This is a genomic window from Vicinamibacterales bacterium (assembly GCA_036012125.1).
GTDB lineage: Bacteria > Acidobacteriota > Vicinamibacteria > Vicinamibacterales > UBA823 > UBA11600.
In genome coordinates this window covers 89,910-104,689 of record DASCOS010000020.1, presented here as the reverse complement: position 1 = coordinate 104,689, position 14,780 = coordinate 89,910, and the positions used below count along the sequence as shown (strand labels likewise).

Sequence of the window (14,780 nt, the reverse complement as noted above, 5' to 3'; positions counted from 1 at the left end):
TCCTTTCTGAGAAGTTGATGTTGTAACTTAAAGATGTGTTACCAGATGCTGATGCATCGGCTGGGTTCGAGGAGATGAAATAGCCATGATTAACATTCGGAAAACGCTTGTGACGGTGGAGACAATTCAACATGAGGGTGGACCGGTAGTGACACCGCCGCTTCGAGTGGGCACGGTCGCCGCGATAATAAAGAATCCCTTTGCCGGACATTTTGAGCCAAATCTCCTACCGATAATGGCCGAATTGAAGCCACTCGGCAAACAGTTAGCAACGGACCTTGTCGCCGCGCTGGCGATTGAGGCATCAGCCGTTGAGGCCTATGGTAAAGGTGCCATTGTCGGCGCCAATGGCGAGCTTGAGCACGGGGCGCTTTGGCATGAGCCCGGTGGCTGGGGCATGCGTGAAGTGTTGGGGGGGACGAAGGCCGTAGTGCCCTCCTCTAAAGCACTTGGTTCGATCGGTGCCCGGTTGATGATTCCGCTTGGCCATGTGCAAGCGGCCTACGTTCGGAGTCATATGAGTTCTATTGAAGTCGGTGTTCACGACGGCCCTCGCGCTGACGAAATTCTCTACGCTCTTGCGATGTCAACGGGTCCTAGAATCCATGCTCGGATCGGCGGCCTCGCTTCGTCTGAAGTTATCGGCGAAGACGGTCTTCGCTAGGGTAGACCTCCGAACGGTCACTGCCAAGGCGAACACGGTAACACAGCGTATACAATGGAGTGGGTGTGGGCTGCCTCAGATGCGGTGGTCAAGATGGTGTTGGTTCGAGTTAGGAGAATTTCAGGATGAAGTTGGTTTCGTATCGTAAGGATGGTCGAGAGAGTTATGGCGCCGTGGTTGGCGACTCAGTGGTTGATCTGCAAACACGTCTACCGAAGACGCATCGAACGATAAGAGAGGTATTGAGGTTGAATGCGCTTGACGAGGTTCGGCTTGCGATAGAAGGGCAGGCCGGGGATTACTCGCTTTCGGATATTTCATTTCTTCCAGTTATTCCTAATCCAGACAAAATCTTGGCTGTTGCGCTGAACTACGACGATCACATTGCTGAAACTGGTCGAGATAAGACTGCGAATCCCGCATGGTTTATCCGAGTAGCAGCATCTCAGGTTGGTCATCGGCAGCCTGTGATCATGCCGAAGGTGTCTGACAATCTCGATTTCGAGTGCGAGCTCGCTGCGATCATCGGTAAAGGCGGCCACGCGATTTCGGCAGCTTCAGCCTTGCAGCACGTTGCTGGCTATTCGTGTTACCTCGATGGTAGTGTGCGAGACTGGCAGCGTCATACCCGACAGATTACCGCAGGAAAAAACTTTAACTTCACTGGGGGATTCGGGCCGTGGTTGGTGACTGCTGATGAGATTCCAGACCCACAGGTCTTGGATTTATCAACTCGACTGAATGGTAATGTGATGCAGCAGGGTAATACGAGAGACATGGTGTTCTCGGTTGCTGAGTTGATTGAGTACTGTTCGACATGGACCACGCTTGAACCGGGTGACGTGATTGTCACTGGAACGCCTGGCGGTGTTGGATTTAAGCGGAATCCACCCGTCTTCATGAAGGTTGGTGATGTTGTTGAAATTGTGATTGAGAAGGTTGGGACACTTGTGCACGACATCGCGCGAGCACCATAAATGACTTCCTTGAAACCACCGGTGCGGCCGATCTTGAGTCATATCGGGATCCACGTCCAAGATTTGTCTCGTATGGAAGATTTCTACACGCGCGTTATGGGACTGGTTGTTACAGACCGTGGTAAAGCGTTCAGATTTCCCATCGACCTCGTATTTCTGAGTAGCCGTCCAGATGCTCACCATCAATTTGTGTTGGCGACTGGACGCCCGGAGGACGCTGATTACAGCGTCATTAACCAGATGTCCTTCGAGGTGGCATCGCTTGAGGAATTGCGTGAGATGAATCGCCGTGTCCAAGCGGAAGGCGTCAGCGATTTCATCGGGATTAGTCATGGAAACGCATGGTCAATCTATTTTCGTGATCCAGAAGGCAACCGTATTGAGGTATATCTCGACTCACCTTGGCATGTCCCGCAGCCGCATGGCGATGAACTAAACCTTGAAATGCCTGACGAAGACATTTTGAAGACCACGCTAGAAGCGATCAAGGATGATCCTGGCTTCATGCCGCGTGAAGAGTTTGAAGCGGAGCTGAAGCGCAAATTGGCATCGGAAGCCTAGCTTTAGCACCATGAAGTTCGCTGTCGTGGGCGTCGGGGGTGTCGGAGGCTACTACGGTGGTCGCTTAGCCGCTGATAATTGTGATGTATCGTTCCTCGCGCGCGGGACGAGTCTTCAGGCGCTACTTGCACACGGACTCTCGATCGAGAGTGCACTGGGCGACGTTTCCCTCCACGACCTCAAAACAACAGACCTCCCCGAGGCTATTGGTCCTGTAGATGTTGTTTTGTTGTGCGTCAAGGCCTACGATTTAGAGGCCGTTGCTACCTCTCTCACGCCACTCCTGCATGATGACACTGCTGTGTTATGTACTCAGAACGGCGTGGATGCGGTCGATCGCTTGACGCCGTTATTAACCCGAGGTCATCTGCTTGGCGCGGTGGTTTATGGCAATACGATGCTCACTGAGCCTGGCAAAGTGATGCATGTGGGTACTCTCGCACGTTTACGTATAGGCGGTCGGGACGATTTAGGACAGGAACTGTCCGCCGAAATCTCTGGTGTATTTCGGTCCAGCGGAGTGGATGCACAGGTCGCCGATGATATTGATGCTGCACTGTGGAGTAAGTTTGTTTTATTTTCAGTGATGAGTGCGGCCTCCTGTCTTGCCGATTTAGCGACAGGCCCACTCCGTGTCGATCCGGATTACCGGGCGATGCTCAAACGTGGCATGCGGGAAACAGCTGCAGTCGCACGCGCACACGGAGTAAAGCTTGAGCCAGATATCGTTGACCGCTCCTTGTCAATTGTGGATGAGATGGCTGCTGAGTCAGTGCCGTCGACGTTGCTTGATTTACGCGCTGGTCGGCGACTGGAGATTGAGCATCTCAGCGGTACGGTTGTGCGGCTTGGACACCTGCTTGGGATAGACGTGCCTTTTCATAGTGCGGCGTACGGTGCTCTGAAGCATCAAGCTAAGGAATAGGTGTTTGATCGAATTACGCAAGAACGATAGCAAGTTTAAGGGGAGAGGTCTATGAGAGGACCGGAGCCTAGGCCTGAGATTGCGGCGTTGCCTCTTTATGTGCCTGGCGCTACTCAGGGTACGGGTAAAGAGCCGGTAATTAAACTGTCATCGAACGAATCCGCACTCGGGCCGAGCCCAGAGGCATTACGCACGTATCGTGAGTACGCCGAGACTTTACGTCTCTATCCTGATACTGGCTGTCTCGACCTCAGGCACGCACTGGCCGAGCGGCACGGGCTTGAGGTAACGCAGATCGTTTGCGGCAATGGCTCCGACCAAGTCGTGCACGCGTTAACACTTCTATACGCTGGACCTGGTGACGAGGTTGTTTTTAGCGAAAATGGATTTCTCCGATTCAAGTTGAGTGCGATTTCGTGTGGCGCCACGCCAGTGTCGGCTAGGGAAAATAAGCACACTACCTCTGTGGACGCGCTTCTTGCGTCGGTTACCGACCGAACAAAAGTGGTGCTGTTGGCCAACCCGAACAATCCAACTGGTACTTACATATCCACTGGCGAGTTGGAACGGTTATGGGACGGGTTGCCAGGTACAGTATTACTTGTCATTGACTCAGCCTACGCAGAGTTCGTTGAGAGCGCAGACTATTCTTCCGGAGAAACCCTCGTTGGACGAGCCGAGAATGTTGTCATGACGCGAACCTTCTCCAAGGCCTATGGGCTAGCCGGAGTCCGAGTGGGCTGGGCCTATGGTCCTGAGCGTGTTACTGAGACCTTCAACCGTGCGCGGCTACCGTTTCCGGTGAGTGGGGCAGCTCAGGCGGCGGGTGTGGCGGCTCTACAGGACGAGGCACACCTTCGGGCCGTCATCGGGCACAACACGAAGGCCCGTGACTGGGTGGCTGAACAAATGCGCGATTTAGGCATGCCGCCACTGCCAAGCGCAACAAATTTCAACACATGCCGAGTGAGCGAGCCAGGCAGCGGTCTGGCTCGCTCAGCCATGGAGTTTCTGACTAGCCGCAACATACTTGTCAGACCGCTGGATGCCTACGGCCTCGATAATTATTTGCGGATTACTGTCGGTCTAGACAGAGAGAACGAGAAGCTCATCGATGGATTCTCAGCGTTCGTCCATAGTGTCGCGCCGAATGGCGTGGGTAAGAACAACCTCAACCGTTGAACGCCCTAATGGCTAGTCATTACAGCGTGCCCTCAAAAGTAACTCAAGTACTCATCGTCGGTGCAGGGCCCACCGGCCTCATCGCGGCCAACATCCTTGGGCTAGCGGGAATTCGCACGATCGTTGTTGAGCGAAATAGTTCCACTTCAGATATTCCGAAAGGGATCTACATCGATGACGAGTTCTTTCGCACACTCGATACGGTTGGGCTCGCCGGTGAAATCGCAGAGCACTGTGTGTCGGCGGCTGGCGTCACTTACTTCTCTCGCTTTGGATTTTGCATCACGCGAGTCAGGGGTTTTATCACCAAAAACGGCTATGGAAACCGGTCGGCCATTTGGCAACCAGAACTGGAACGGATACTGGTTCGGGGCGCTAGGCGGTTCGCGGCGGTAACGGTTCAGTTTGGGGAGCCCTTGCTTGACTTGGTTGATCGAGGGGAAGTGGTGGTCGCCGGGATTCTGAATGACAACGGAGTGCGACAAGAAATCCACGCTGACTATGTCCTCGGGTGTGATGGTGGGAAGAGTTTGGTTCGAAAGCTATTAGGAATTCAGATGGAGGGTCGCTCATACAAGCAGCCATGGGTGGTGGTTGATGTACTCAATGACAGTGATGCGAGTCCATTTTCGAAATACTTCGCAAATCCCAAGCGTCCAACGGACAGTATTCCAGCGCCATTCCACGGTCGGCGATTTGAGTTTATGCTGCTGCCGGGTGAAGACCCGGAGACGATGCTCGAGGATCGCTCACTCCGCCGACTGTTCGCTCCATTCCGGAACTTTGACAATCTAGAGATCTGTCGGCGAGCGGTATATACCTTTCATGCACTGTGTGTTCGAACGATGCGGAAGGGGCGCGTATTTCTACTAGGTGACGCCGCCCATTTGATGCCGCCCTTCGGTGCGTCAGGGATGAACTCTGGGCACCGCGATGCATCAAATCTTTGCTGGAAGCTGGTTGCCGTTTTTCAGGGTGTCACGTCGATGGCGACACTTGATACCTACGAGACCGAACGTCTAGCTCACGCCCAAGCGACGATCAACATTTCAGTGCTACTTGGTCGAATCGTTAACACACGATCTGCCGTATTAGCATTTTTTCGGGACCTGCTGTTTTGGGTTCTTTCGCGAGTTCCGCCCACCCGTGGATATATCACCGAGATGAAGTACATTCCACGCGCAAGGATTGGGGCAGGACTAGTCGTGCACGATGCGTCCCGTTCGACGCCCACTTGGGTGGGTAGGATGATTCCGCAGCCTCAGGTGCAGGACTCGACTGGAGCGACGGCTCTCCTGGATTGCCATCTTGGGTACGGATTTGCACTCATTGCGGTGGATTGCCCTGGCCTAGATCTAGCCAGTACGCTCCGCCACGCCTATTGGCAAGTGTTAGGCGTAAATGTAATCCATCTATTTTCGACCGTTCAACGACCATTGGGTGGTGCGTGGCTGAGGCTCATCGATGACCGGTTTCGCGAGGTTGTCCGGCAGCATACCGGTGAAGTGCTGCTCGTCCGCCCAGACCGGTATGTTGCGGCGGTAGCCAGTCCTCACGAACTTGATACCTTGGCGACGAAGATTGAACACTTGTTCCACCTGGGTGGGAAAACTCCTGCGTTATAATCTGCCGTCGTTTCTTAACGGGCTTATGGCTTGTTTGATGTGATCAAACTGTTCTGGTCAAAGGTGTTTTCACATAACTGAGCTAGCAATGGATAGGCTTCAGAGCGCTAGGATCGTGAATCAGACGTTGGTGATAACGCTGGTTCTTACCGGGTGCCTAGGTCTATCGAAAATGGTATGGGCTCAGCCTAACACCTTTAATCCAAGCGAACTGGGTCCGCAGGTCGGTGAAGCCGTACCGGATTTTACGCTACTGGACCATCGGGGTGAAACGCGCACCCTTGAGTCACTCTACGGGCCACGAGGGTTGATGCTAGTCTTCAGTCGTTCGGCGGATTGGTGACCGTGGTGCAAGACGCAGCTCGTTGAGCTGCAAAGTCGGTATCAGGACTTGCGAGCGGCCGGACTGGAGTTGGCCGTGATCACTTACGACCCTGTTGAGATACAACAAGCCTACGTCGATCGCCAAGGACTGGAATTTTCGATGCTATCGGACGTTGGTTCGGCAGTCATTAAACGCTACGGTCTTCTTAACGAGTCAGTCGAGGCGGCAAGTCGTGTTTACGGTATTCCACACCCGGGCACGTTCATTCTTGATTCCAACGGTCGGGTTCTTGGGCGGTTTTTCGAGCAAGGGTATCAACCGCGAAATACCGTGTCGAGTATCGCCGTTAAACTCGGCAATCCGCTCAGAGGCACTGGGGTCGACGGGATAAGGCTGACGACCGACCATCTTGAGGCTGTGGCCTATCCGACCGATCGCATCGTTGCGCCCGGCAACAGGTTCTCGGTTGTCCTCGACGTGACACCGAAATTTGGCATTCACGTCTACGCGCCAGGTAGTCATTCGTATCAGGTGATTACTCTTCGAATAAATCCTAAGGAAGGGCTAGTTACCCACCCCATCATTTATCCCGAGTCGGAGATTTATCACTTTGAGCCGCTCGACGAGCGGGTAGAGGTCTATCAGCAGCCGTTTCGGATCGCACAGGACATCACAATTCCGACCGTGCCAGAGATTCGACAGCGTGCGGTGGATGGTGGGTCGCTGATCATCGATGGCGTGTTTGAGTACCAGGCGTGTGACGACGTAATCTGCTACAACCCTGTGGTCTTACCTGTTAGTTGGACGCTTGCCCTTCGCTCGATAATAGATTGATGGAGCACCGAGGAACTCGGAGAAGGCGTCCTGTGTGCTCTTAGCGTCATCTGCTTTCCTGCTTGGATTTGTGCATGGCCTCGGCGCTGACCACCTAATGGCCATTGCCGCTCTTTCAGCCCATGGCCGTGATGATCAAGTAAGGGGGAAAGCCTTCAGGGTGGCCCTAAGGTTCGCGTGCGGTCACGCGGTAGTTCTGGGTGCCAGTGCTGCAGCCGTCTTACTGTTTGGTTGGCAGGTACCCGTTGTGCTAGAGCGAGGAGGGGAGTTGGTCAGCGGTTGGCTACTCGTGGTGTTGGGTGGGATGGGGTTTTGGGTGTTGATAAATCGTGAAGTCTACACACCCGCTCATGTTCACTCATCGAATCTTGCTAGGCATCTGAGTTTTGGCAGTCAGAATCAACGTTCGACCCACGCTTTGCATTCCTATATTCCAACGGCACTAGGCGCGATCTTTGCAGTTAGTGGTCTGCGGGCCCTGACACTCTTAACGTCGTTCTCTGCTGCTGAGGCGGAGAAGGGGTCATTCCTAGCCCTACTTGGGTTCGTCACGATCTTTACCATGGGAATTGTACTGGCGATGTGCTCGTTCGGAATGTTGCTGGCACAACTGATGTCCAGTCGTATCCTGCTCGGCGTGAGCCGTATTGCTGCAGGGGTAACGGCCGCGGCTTCGATTCTTCTCGGTATTTACTGGCTTGCCGTCTCTTGAGGTGCAAGATTCTTTAGGTGCCGCTGTGCTAGACCGAACTTTACGTCACGCCTGAGATGGAGGTAGTTCTCATCTTTGAGACTTTGCTTACAAAGTCCTGACCCCGTGACTTCGAGTCAGAAAATAACAGGCGATCACGGTGAGAACCATGCCATTTATTCCTAATACGAATGGTGCAGATATTCGGTCTGCCACGGAGCCAGCGATCAGGTTGCCCAGAGGGATTCCGCCACGGAACGCAACCATGAAAATACTCATGACGCGGCCACGGAGTTCATTTGGAGCGACGAGTTGCACGAGAGAAGTGGTCAGCGAGAACACCATGATGAGCATTGTGCCAGCGAAGAAGAGCAGGACCTCGCTTAGCAGCATTACACGTGAAAATGAGAAAGCGACGACAAGTCCGCCGAAGGCAAGCTGCACAAACAATAATGTCACGCCCATGTGACGGAACTTACCCAACCAAGCGACAGTCAGCGCACCCACGACTGCTCCGGCGCCTACGAATGCCATCATCCGGCTGTACTGTTCGACTCCCTGCGCGAAGACATCCTGAGCGATGACGGGTAGTAGGGTCAGTAACGGGAAGCCGAGAAGCGTTGTTATGAAAGCTAGGCTAGTCAATGAGGTCAGTGAACCTTGGTGACGGACGTAGAACAGTCCACCTCGTAATTCATCAAGCATGCGCTGTCGGGTTGACGGCGGCAAATGCTTCACGCGCAGCGACATCAGTGCGACGATCACCACGAAAAAGGAGAGCCCATTAAAGCCGAAGCAGGCAGCTGTGCCTAACGCTGTCATTGTCACTCCAGCGATGAGTGGTCCGATGAATCGACCGAGATTGAATTGAATCGAATTTAGTGCAATCGCGTTGGGTAGATTTTCTTTGGGAACGAGTGCTGGTATGAGGGATTGGTGCGCGGGACCGCCGAATGCCTGGCCGCACCCGGTTATGAACGCAAGGAGCAGAATCTGCCAGATCTGAACGACGTTGAAGTAGACAAGTGCGGCCAAGACGAAAGCCGGGACCATCTGAATGCATTGCGAACCGATCAGTAGATAACGACGATCGTGACGATCAGCAATGACACCTCCGATGAGTGTAAAAAGTAGAACCGGTAGGTCGCTCATGAACGAAGCTAGGCCGAGATAGAACGCTGAGCCAGTGAGTGTAAGAATGAGCCAATTTTGCGCGACCCTTTGTACCCACATGCCGACCGTGGATACGAAGGAGCCGCACCAGAGGATACGAAAGTTACGATAGGCAAGTGCAGCGCCGAGGCGGCGTAAGGCACGCGAGCCCGGCGACGCTAGCATGGATCTAGAAGTGACGTTTGAGTTCTCCGGGTCATCTCTCAATGGTTTGGCCGCGTGGTGAGGATTCTTTGCAGATGGTTGGTTGATTACGAACGGCGAGTTTGGCGGATGGACACAGGTCACTACCCTATCACTGGGTCTTCTGGGCTGTGGCCCTCTGGTCCAGCGTGGGCCGCTTCACGCACCGAGCAGGAAACCGTGTAGCGATTTACCGGAGTGAGGTCAGTGTAGGTTGGCTTCTTGCAATTTTTCTTTAATGGCGAATAAAATACGAAAGTTGTGTTGAAAAAAGTAGACTTAGAAAGACTTCTCAGGAGTAAGAATTTAGGAAACACTTTATTATCAAATAGTTACATAGATTACCTGGAGAAAGTTCAGTTAGCGTCAACAGGTATTGATGCACTTGATGAGGCACTTGACGGTGGGCTACCTAAAGGCGAGCTTTCGGAGATCGTCGGGTTACGTTCATCCGGCCGGATGAGTGTGCTATGTGCGGCAATGGCAGCGGCGACCAGCCGTGGCGAGCTGGTAGGTCTTATTGACACGCTTGATACGTTCGCCCCAGGCTCGGCAGTGACATCCGGAATTAAACTATCGCATCTCTTATGGATCCGTGGGCATCCGGATACCCACGGCGAAGACGAGGCGCGCTCTCTAGGCCGGGCGCTCAAGGCGCTTGGATTGCTGCTCAATGCAGGTGGTTTCGGAATAATCGCACTAGACCTAACCGATCTGTCAGAAAGCACACTCAGTCGGATTCCGTTCACCACATGGATGCGGTTACCGCGTGCTATCAAGGGACAGCCAACAGTTTGCGTTCTGATGGGTAACCGGTCGGTTGCTCGAAGTGCAGGAGGGGTGACATTAAACCTGCAAAAGGCCGAAGACGCTGTCAGATGGTCTGGCAACATTGGCCACGGTAGCCTACTGAGAGGTCTTGAAGTCACCGTCCGTGTGACTGGAGCACGGCGTCCGGACGACGGCCGTGCTTTCAAATTGTTCATTTCAGCTGAAGCGATGCATTCCTCGTCGCTTTCCGGCTCGTAAGACTCTAGCTATGTTCGCTAGTGTGCATGTTGTGGGATCTCGTCGAGGCCGTTCATTATCCAGCGATCAATTCTCTAAAGATCTCCTCTCTCTGGCCCGTTACTTTTCTCCTCGTCTGGAAATGGTCGATGCGCGGACGGTTGTTTTAGATGTGACTGGACTGCGTGGAATGTGGGGTAGTCCTAGAGCGTTTGGAGCTGCCGTGCAACGGAAGGCCATCGAACAGGGGATCCACTGCCGTGTGGCGCTAGCGGCGACACGGATTGCCGCAGTTCTATCGGTCTACGGCCGTACTGATGCACTTACGGTGATTAAGCCCGGTAGAGAAGCTACAACTATTGCCACGTTGCCTTTGGACATTCTTACAAGGGTCGCAAATTTTTGTTTGCAGAGGAATGCTGCAATACCCCTCGAAGTACGTAATCGAAACGTAAGTCGGATGATCAACATTTTTAAACGCTGGGGGCTCGCAACGCTTGGTGATGTGGCGGCACTACCGCGCGATGCACTTTTTTCGAGATTTGGCACAGAAGGTGTTATGTGGCAGAAATGCGCTTGCGGCGAGGAATCACAGCCGTTGGTTCCTACACCTGAAAATCGGCTATTCGAAGTGGCGCTTGACCTTGAATGGCCGGTTGAAGGGTTCGAGACGCTCGCCTCAGGACTCCGCCCGATGCTTGAGTCGCTGGTGTTACAACTCAGCCAGGCGGGTGTTGCGGCGGCTGTTTTAATTGTTCGTCTCTGGCTCGTCACACGGGTTTGGTATACACGAACGCTGCAACTACCAGCACCGATTTGCGATTCACGGATGCTCTGCACGCTTCTAGTTCTTAATCTTAAATCGCATCCGCCACCAGCAGGTATCGACCTCGTGGTGGTCACTGCGATTCCCGCACCTACGCGTATTACGCAATTCTCACTGTTTGAGAAAGCCGTTCCTTCGATTGAGCAGTTATCAACTTTGTTAGCACGTCTGAAGATATTGATGGGTTCAGAACGGTGCGGTGCTCCCGTGTTATCCGAGACGCACCATCCCAACGCGTTCGACGTCGGACCTTTCGCCCCGACGATGTCATCGGCAATACATCTCGAAGCGGCAGAGCAAACCGGTCCTATTGCGATCTCACGTCGATTTCACCTTCCATTAGTTGCACAAGTGACGGTCGATTGTGGATGCCCAGTTCTAGTGTCGGCAAGTGGTGGTATCGGTCGTCGTTCGGTTGAGCGATGCGCCGGTCCATGGCGATCATCTGGACATTGGTGGGAGCAAACGCAGTCGGTCGACCAGGAGCTCTCAACTGGCTACTGGAGCCGCGACGAATGGGACGTTGAGCTTGATGACGGGAGTGTCTATTGCATTTATCGCGACCGTACACACGGTGAATGGTTTGTTGCTGGATTCCTCGACTGATGTATATCGAGCTTCATACTGCTTCAGCTTTCTCCTTTCTCGATGGTGCGTCGACGCCAGAGGCACTTGTTGATCGCGCGGCCGCACTTAACTACCCAGCGCTTGCGTTACTCGATCGTGACGGAGTTTACGGCGCACCGAGGTTCCATCAGGCGGCAACAGCTGCCGGAATTAGACCGATTATCGGAAGTGAACTAACGATTACGACGGTGCGAGAGGATGTTGACGGATTTGGTGACGTATGCCCTTGGCGGCTACCGGTGTTCGTCGAGTCGAAGGAAGGCTATTGTAACCTCTGCCGACTCGTGACCCGGATGAAATTACGGGCGCCAAAAGGTCGAGGAGCACTCACACTTGAGGAATTTGATGGCGCAACGCGTGGTCTTGTTGCGCTGGCCGGTCGGCCGTTACTAGACAGTCAACAATATGGCGTCGGCGGGATGCTTGATCGACTCATTGGGCTATTCGGTTCTGGAAACGTCTATGTTGAAGTGCAACGGCATCTACTCCGGGACGAAGAGGCCGATACGCAGGCTCTGGTGGCTCTTGCATCGGCGTATCATGTGCCGCTCTTGGCGACTAATGGCGTGCGATTTGCCGCGTCAGCCGATCGTCCGCTCCACGACATCCTGACATGCATTCGCCATAGGACAACGGTCGACCAGGCTGGTCGACGTTTAGCACGTAATGCCGAGCGTTATCTGAAACCGTCCAGCGACATGGTTCGTCTGTTCCACGACTTTCCTGAGGCGGTTCGCGCATCCGAAGTACTCGCCGATCGACTGCAGTACACGCTGGCTGATCTCGACTACCGTTTTCCGGAGTATCCAGTACCGCTGGGTGAAACGATGGCATCATTTCTGAGAAAGATTACGTTGGTCGGTGCGCACGAACGCTACCGGCCGTACAACGAGCGCGCTCGACGGCAGATTGCACGAGAATTAGACCTCATCGAGAAACTCAAGCTAGCGGGTTATTTTCTTATTGTCTGGGACATCGTCAATTTCTGTCGCCAGCAAGGAATTCTTGCGCAGGGTCGTGGTTCGGCGGCTAACAGTGCTGTCTGTTACAGCTTGGGTATTACGGCGGTAGATCCTGTAGGCATGGATCTGCTGTTTGAACGGTTTCTTTCGGAGGAACGTGGAGAGTGGCCTGACATTGATCTCGACTTACCGAGCGGCGAGCGGCGCGAGCGTGTCATCCAGTACGTCTATGAGCGTTACGGGCAGTTGGGTGCTGCCATGACAGCGAATGTTATTACCTATCGCGACCGTAGCGTGACACGTGAGTTGGGCAAGGCGCTAGGGCTAGACTCCAATGAGGTCGACCGTCTGGCTAAACGGAGCCACTTCGAGTTGACTGACTCTGAGGAAATTCCTAAGCATCGTCTTCATGATGCAGCATGCGACACTGAGGACCCTCGTGTGCGGGCTTTTACCGCGCTCTGGCCTCGGATGCGTGATTTGCCGCGCCATTTGGGACAGCACTCCGGCGGTATGGTGATATGCCGCGGTCGGCTCGATGAAGTTGTTCCCCTCGAAAATGCCAGCATGTCCGAACGTACTGTTATCCAGTGGGACAAAGACGACTGTGTTGCCATGGGAATTATCAAGGTCGATTTACTCGGGCTTGGCATGATGGCTGTCTTGCAGGATGCGATTACTCTCATCAATTGCCAAGGAGGAAATGACGCGGACGGTAGGTCTGACGCCGTGCGTCTGGACCTAGCGCATGTACCGCCGGATGACCCCGATGTCTACCGGATGCTCTGTGAAGCTGACACTATCGGCGTGTTCCAGGTCGAGTCGAGAGCCCAGATGGCGACTTTGCCCAGGCTCCGTCCCAAGTGCTTCTATGACCTAGTGGTAGAGGTTGCGCTCATCCGTCCTGGCCCGATCGTTGGTCAGATGGTACATCCCTACTTAAAGCGACGAGATGGGCGCGAACCAGTGACGTATCCGCACCTGTCACTCGAACCAATTTTGCGTCGCACATTGGGAGTGCCGCTCTTTCAGGAACAACTCCTGCGGATGGCGATGGTGGCGGCTGGATTCTCTGGTGGTGAGGCTGAGGAGTTACGGCGAGCTTTCGGTTTTAAACGATCAGAGCAGCGCATGGAGAAGATTGAGACGCGCTTACGCGAGGGGATGGTTCGGCAGAGGATTTTTGGTTCTGCAGCCGACGAAATCGTGCAGTCGATCACGTCGTTCGCACTGTATGGGTTCCCCGAATCACATGCGGCGAGCTTTGCGTTAATTGCCTATGCGAGCGCATATCTTAAGGTACATTTTCCAGCTGCCTTTTATACCGCTCTCTTGAATAACCAGCCTATGGGGTTTTATCACCCTGCAACATTAGTCAAAGATGCACAGCGTCACGGTGTGCGGTTCGAAGCGATCGATGTGCAGCGATCTGACTGGAAGTGTGCGGTTGAGGTAAACGGTGCGATACGACTAGGGATTTGTTACGTGTCCGGTGTACGAAAAGATGTTGGGCAAGCCATTGAAACTTCTAATCGATTGGAAGTGGAGGCAAATGAGAGCGAGGAGCTAGCACGCTTTGCGTCAATCGAAGATTTGATTGCACGGACCAGTATTCGGAAGGACGAACTAGCAGCGCTCGCGGAGATTGGTGCGCTGAACGCATTCGGACACGATCGACGCAGTGCGTTGTGGCAGATTGAGCAGGCGGTTAGGCCGGAAGGAGACCTCTTCAAGGGGAGAGGTGACAGTAAGCTGAAATCAGGAGTAGGGAGATCTCCTTTGGAACCGATGACGCTGACCGAACGCGTAATTGCCGATTACGCTAGAACAGGATTAACGCTTGGACCGCATCCGATGGCTTTACAACGTGGGGAACTGGCGATGCGCGGTGTGTTACGGGCTATTGATTTGCCACGTACGCGAAACGGTCGGTACGTTCGCATCGCGGGTATGGTTATTACCCGTCAGCGTCCCGGCACAGCTAAAGGTTTCGTCTTTCTAACACTTGAGGACGAGACTGGTACGGCGAGTGTTATCGTGAGTCCCTCTCTATTTGCCAAGCAGTGTCTAGACATCGTGGATGAGTCATTTCTGATGGCTGAGGGTACACTGCAGATTCAGAAGGGAGTGACATCGGTTAAGGCAGAGAGGTTGAGCGGACTCAGTGGCCAGTATCCAGCGGTCAACTCACACGATTTCTACTGAAAATACCGTATG

The 14,780-nt window shown here is 53.8% G+C and carries 13 protein-coding genes and 1 pseudogene; 13 read left to right on the top strand and 1 reads right to left on the bottom strand.

The window, feature by feature from the left end:
- Positions 1-85: 85 nt before the first annotated feature.
- From QGH09_07520 to QGH09_07475, 10 genes and pseudogenes are all read left to right on the top strand, one after another.
- Positions 86-664 carry an amino acid synthesis family protein gene (locus QGH09_07520; protein ID HJO18029.1) on the top strand — a complete coding sequence of 193 codons (579 nt, stop codon included), beginning with the start codon at positions 86-88 and terminating at the stop codon, positions 662-664.
- Positions 665-789: 125 nt separating this feature from the next.
- Complete coding sequence (locus QGH09_07515; protein HJO18028.1) at positions 790-1,641, top strand: fumarylacetoacetate hydrolase family protein; 852 nt, start codon at positions 790-792, stop codon at positions 1,639-1,641.
- A complete protein-coding gene (locus QGH09_07510) occupies positions 1,642-2,202 on the top strand; it encodes a VOC family protein (GenBank protein ID HJO18027.1) in 561 nt (186 codons plus the stop codon).
- Positions 2,203-2,212: 10 nt separating this feature from the next.
- Positions 2,213-3,127, top strand: a complete 915-nt coding sequence (locus QGH09_07505) for a 2-dehydropantoate 2-reductase (protein ID HJO18026.1) — start codon at positions 2,213-2,215, stop codon at positions 3,125-3,127.
- A gap of 51 nt (positions 3,128-3,178) precedes the next feature.
- The gene (hisC, locus tag QGH09_07500) at positions 3,179-4,309 is read left to right on the top strand and encodes a histidinol-phosphate transaminase (GenBank protein ID HJO18025.1); all 1,131 of its coding nucleotides are present in this window, start codon (positions 3,179-3,181) and stop codon (positions 4,307-4,309) included.
- An 8-nt stretch (positions 4,310-4,317) separates the two neighbouring features.
- Complete coding sequence (locus tag QGH09_07495) at positions 4,318-5,934, top strand: FAD-dependent monooxygenase (GenBank protein HJO18024.1); 1,617 nt, start codon at positions 4,318-4,320, stop codon at positions 5,932-5,934.
- Between the two features lie 88 nt (positions 5,935-6,022).
- The gene (locus QGH09_07490) at positions 6,023-6,277 is read left to right on the top strand and encodes a hypothetical protein (GenBank protein ID HJO18023.1); all 255 of its coding nucleotides are present in this window, start codon (positions 6,023-6,025) and stop codon (positions 6,275-6,277) included.
- A 12-nt stretch (positions 6,278-6,289) separates the two neighbouring features.
- Positions 6,290-6,583 (top strand): annotated as a pseudogene (locus QGH09_07485) (redoxin domain-containing protein).
- 6 nt (positions 6,584-6,589) lie between these two features.
- Positions 6,590-7,093, top strand: coding sequence for a protein-disulfide reductase DsbD family protein (locus QGH09_07480; protein ID HJO18022.1), 504 nt, complete (start codon positions 6,590-6,592; stop codon positions 7,091-7,093).
- A 34-nt stretch (positions 7,094-7,127) separates the two neighbouring features.
- On the top strand, positions 7,128-7,805 hold the full coding sequence (locus QGH09_07475; protein ID HJO18021.1) for a hypothetical protein: 678 nt from the start codon (positions 7,128-7,130) through the stop codon (positions 7,803-7,805).
- 87 nt (positions 7,806-7,892) lie between these two features.
- Here the strand turns inward: QGH09_07475 and QGH09_07470 are convergent, their stop codons facing one another.
- The gene (locus QGH09_07470; protein ID HJO18020.1) at positions 7,893-9,122 is read right to left on the bottom strand and encodes an MFS transporter; all 1,230 of its coding nucleotides are present in this window, start codon (positions 9,120-9,122) and stop codon (positions 7,893-7,895) included.
- A 279-nt stretch (positions 9,123-9,401) separates the two neighbouring features.
- On the opposite strand from QGH09_07470, the gene QGH09_07465 reads away from it, so the two are divergent.
- From QGH09_07465 to QGH09_07455, 3 genes are read left to right on the top strand one after another with little or no spacing between them, the layout of a single operon-like run.
- On the top strand, positions 9,402-10,169 hold the full coding sequence (locus QGH09_07465) for a hypothetical protein (GenBank protein HJO18019.1): 768 nt from the start codon (positions 9,402-9,404) through the stop codon (positions 10,167-10,169).
- A gap of 10 nt (positions 10,170-10,179) precedes the next feature.
- The gene (locus QGH09_07460; GenBank protein ID HJO18018.1) at positions 10,180-11,580 is read left to right on the top strand and encodes a hypothetical protein; all 1,401 of its coding nucleotides are present in this window, start codon (positions 10,180-10,182) and stop codon (positions 11,578-11,580) included.
- Complete coding sequence (locus tag QGH09_07455; GenBank protein HJO18017.1) at positions 11,580-14,768, top strand: error-prone DNA polymerase; 3,189 nt, start codon at positions 11,580-11,582, stop codon at positions 14,766-14,768. Before QGH09_07460 ends, QGH09_07455 begins: the two co-directional genes overlap by 1 nt.
- Positions 14,769-14,780: the final 12 nt, after the last annotated feature.

Excerpts from the sequence above, each read along its gene's own strand:
- QGH09_07520 (HJO18029.1), top strand. The coding sequence starts at position 86 with ATGATTAACATTCGGAAAACGCTTGTGACGGTGGAGACAATTCAACAT.
- QGH09_07515 (HJO18028.1), top strand. The coding sequence starts at position 790 with ATGAAGTTGGTTTCGTATCGTAAGGATGGTCGAGAGAGTTATGGCGCC.
- QGH09_07510 (HJO18027.1), top strand. The coding sequence starts at position 1,642 with ATGACTTCCTTGAAACCACCGGTGCGGCCGATCTTGAGTCATATCGGG.
- QGH09_07505 (HJO18026.1), top strand. The coding sequence starts at position 2,213 with ATGAAGTTCGCTGTCGTGGGCGTCGGGGGTGTCGGAGGCTACTACGGT.
- hisC (HJO18025.1), top strand. The coding sequence starts at position 3,179 with ATGAGAGGACCGGAGCCTAGGCCTGAGATTGCGGCGTTGCCTCTTTAT.
- QGH09_07495 (HJO18024.1), top strand. The coding sequence starts at position 4,318 with ATGGCTAGTCATTACAGCGTGCCCTCAAAAGTAACTCAAGTACTCATC.
- QGH09_07490 (HJO18023.1), top strand. The coding sequence starts at position 6,023 with ATGGATAGGCTTCAGAGCGCTAGGATCGTGAATCAGACGTTGGTGATA.
- QGH09_07470 (HJO18020.1), bottom strand. The coding sequence starts at position 9,122 with ATGCTAGCGTCGCCGGGCTCGCGTGCCTTACGCCGCCTCGGCGCTGCA.
- QGH09_07460 (HJO18018.1), top strand. The coding sequence starts at position 10,180 with ATGTTCGCTAGTGTGCATGTTGTGGGATCTCGTCGAGGCCGTTCATTA.
- QGH09_07455 (HJO18017.1), top strand. The coding sequence starts at position 11,580 with ATGTATATCGAGCTTCATACTGCTTCAGCTTTCTCCTTTCTCGATGGT.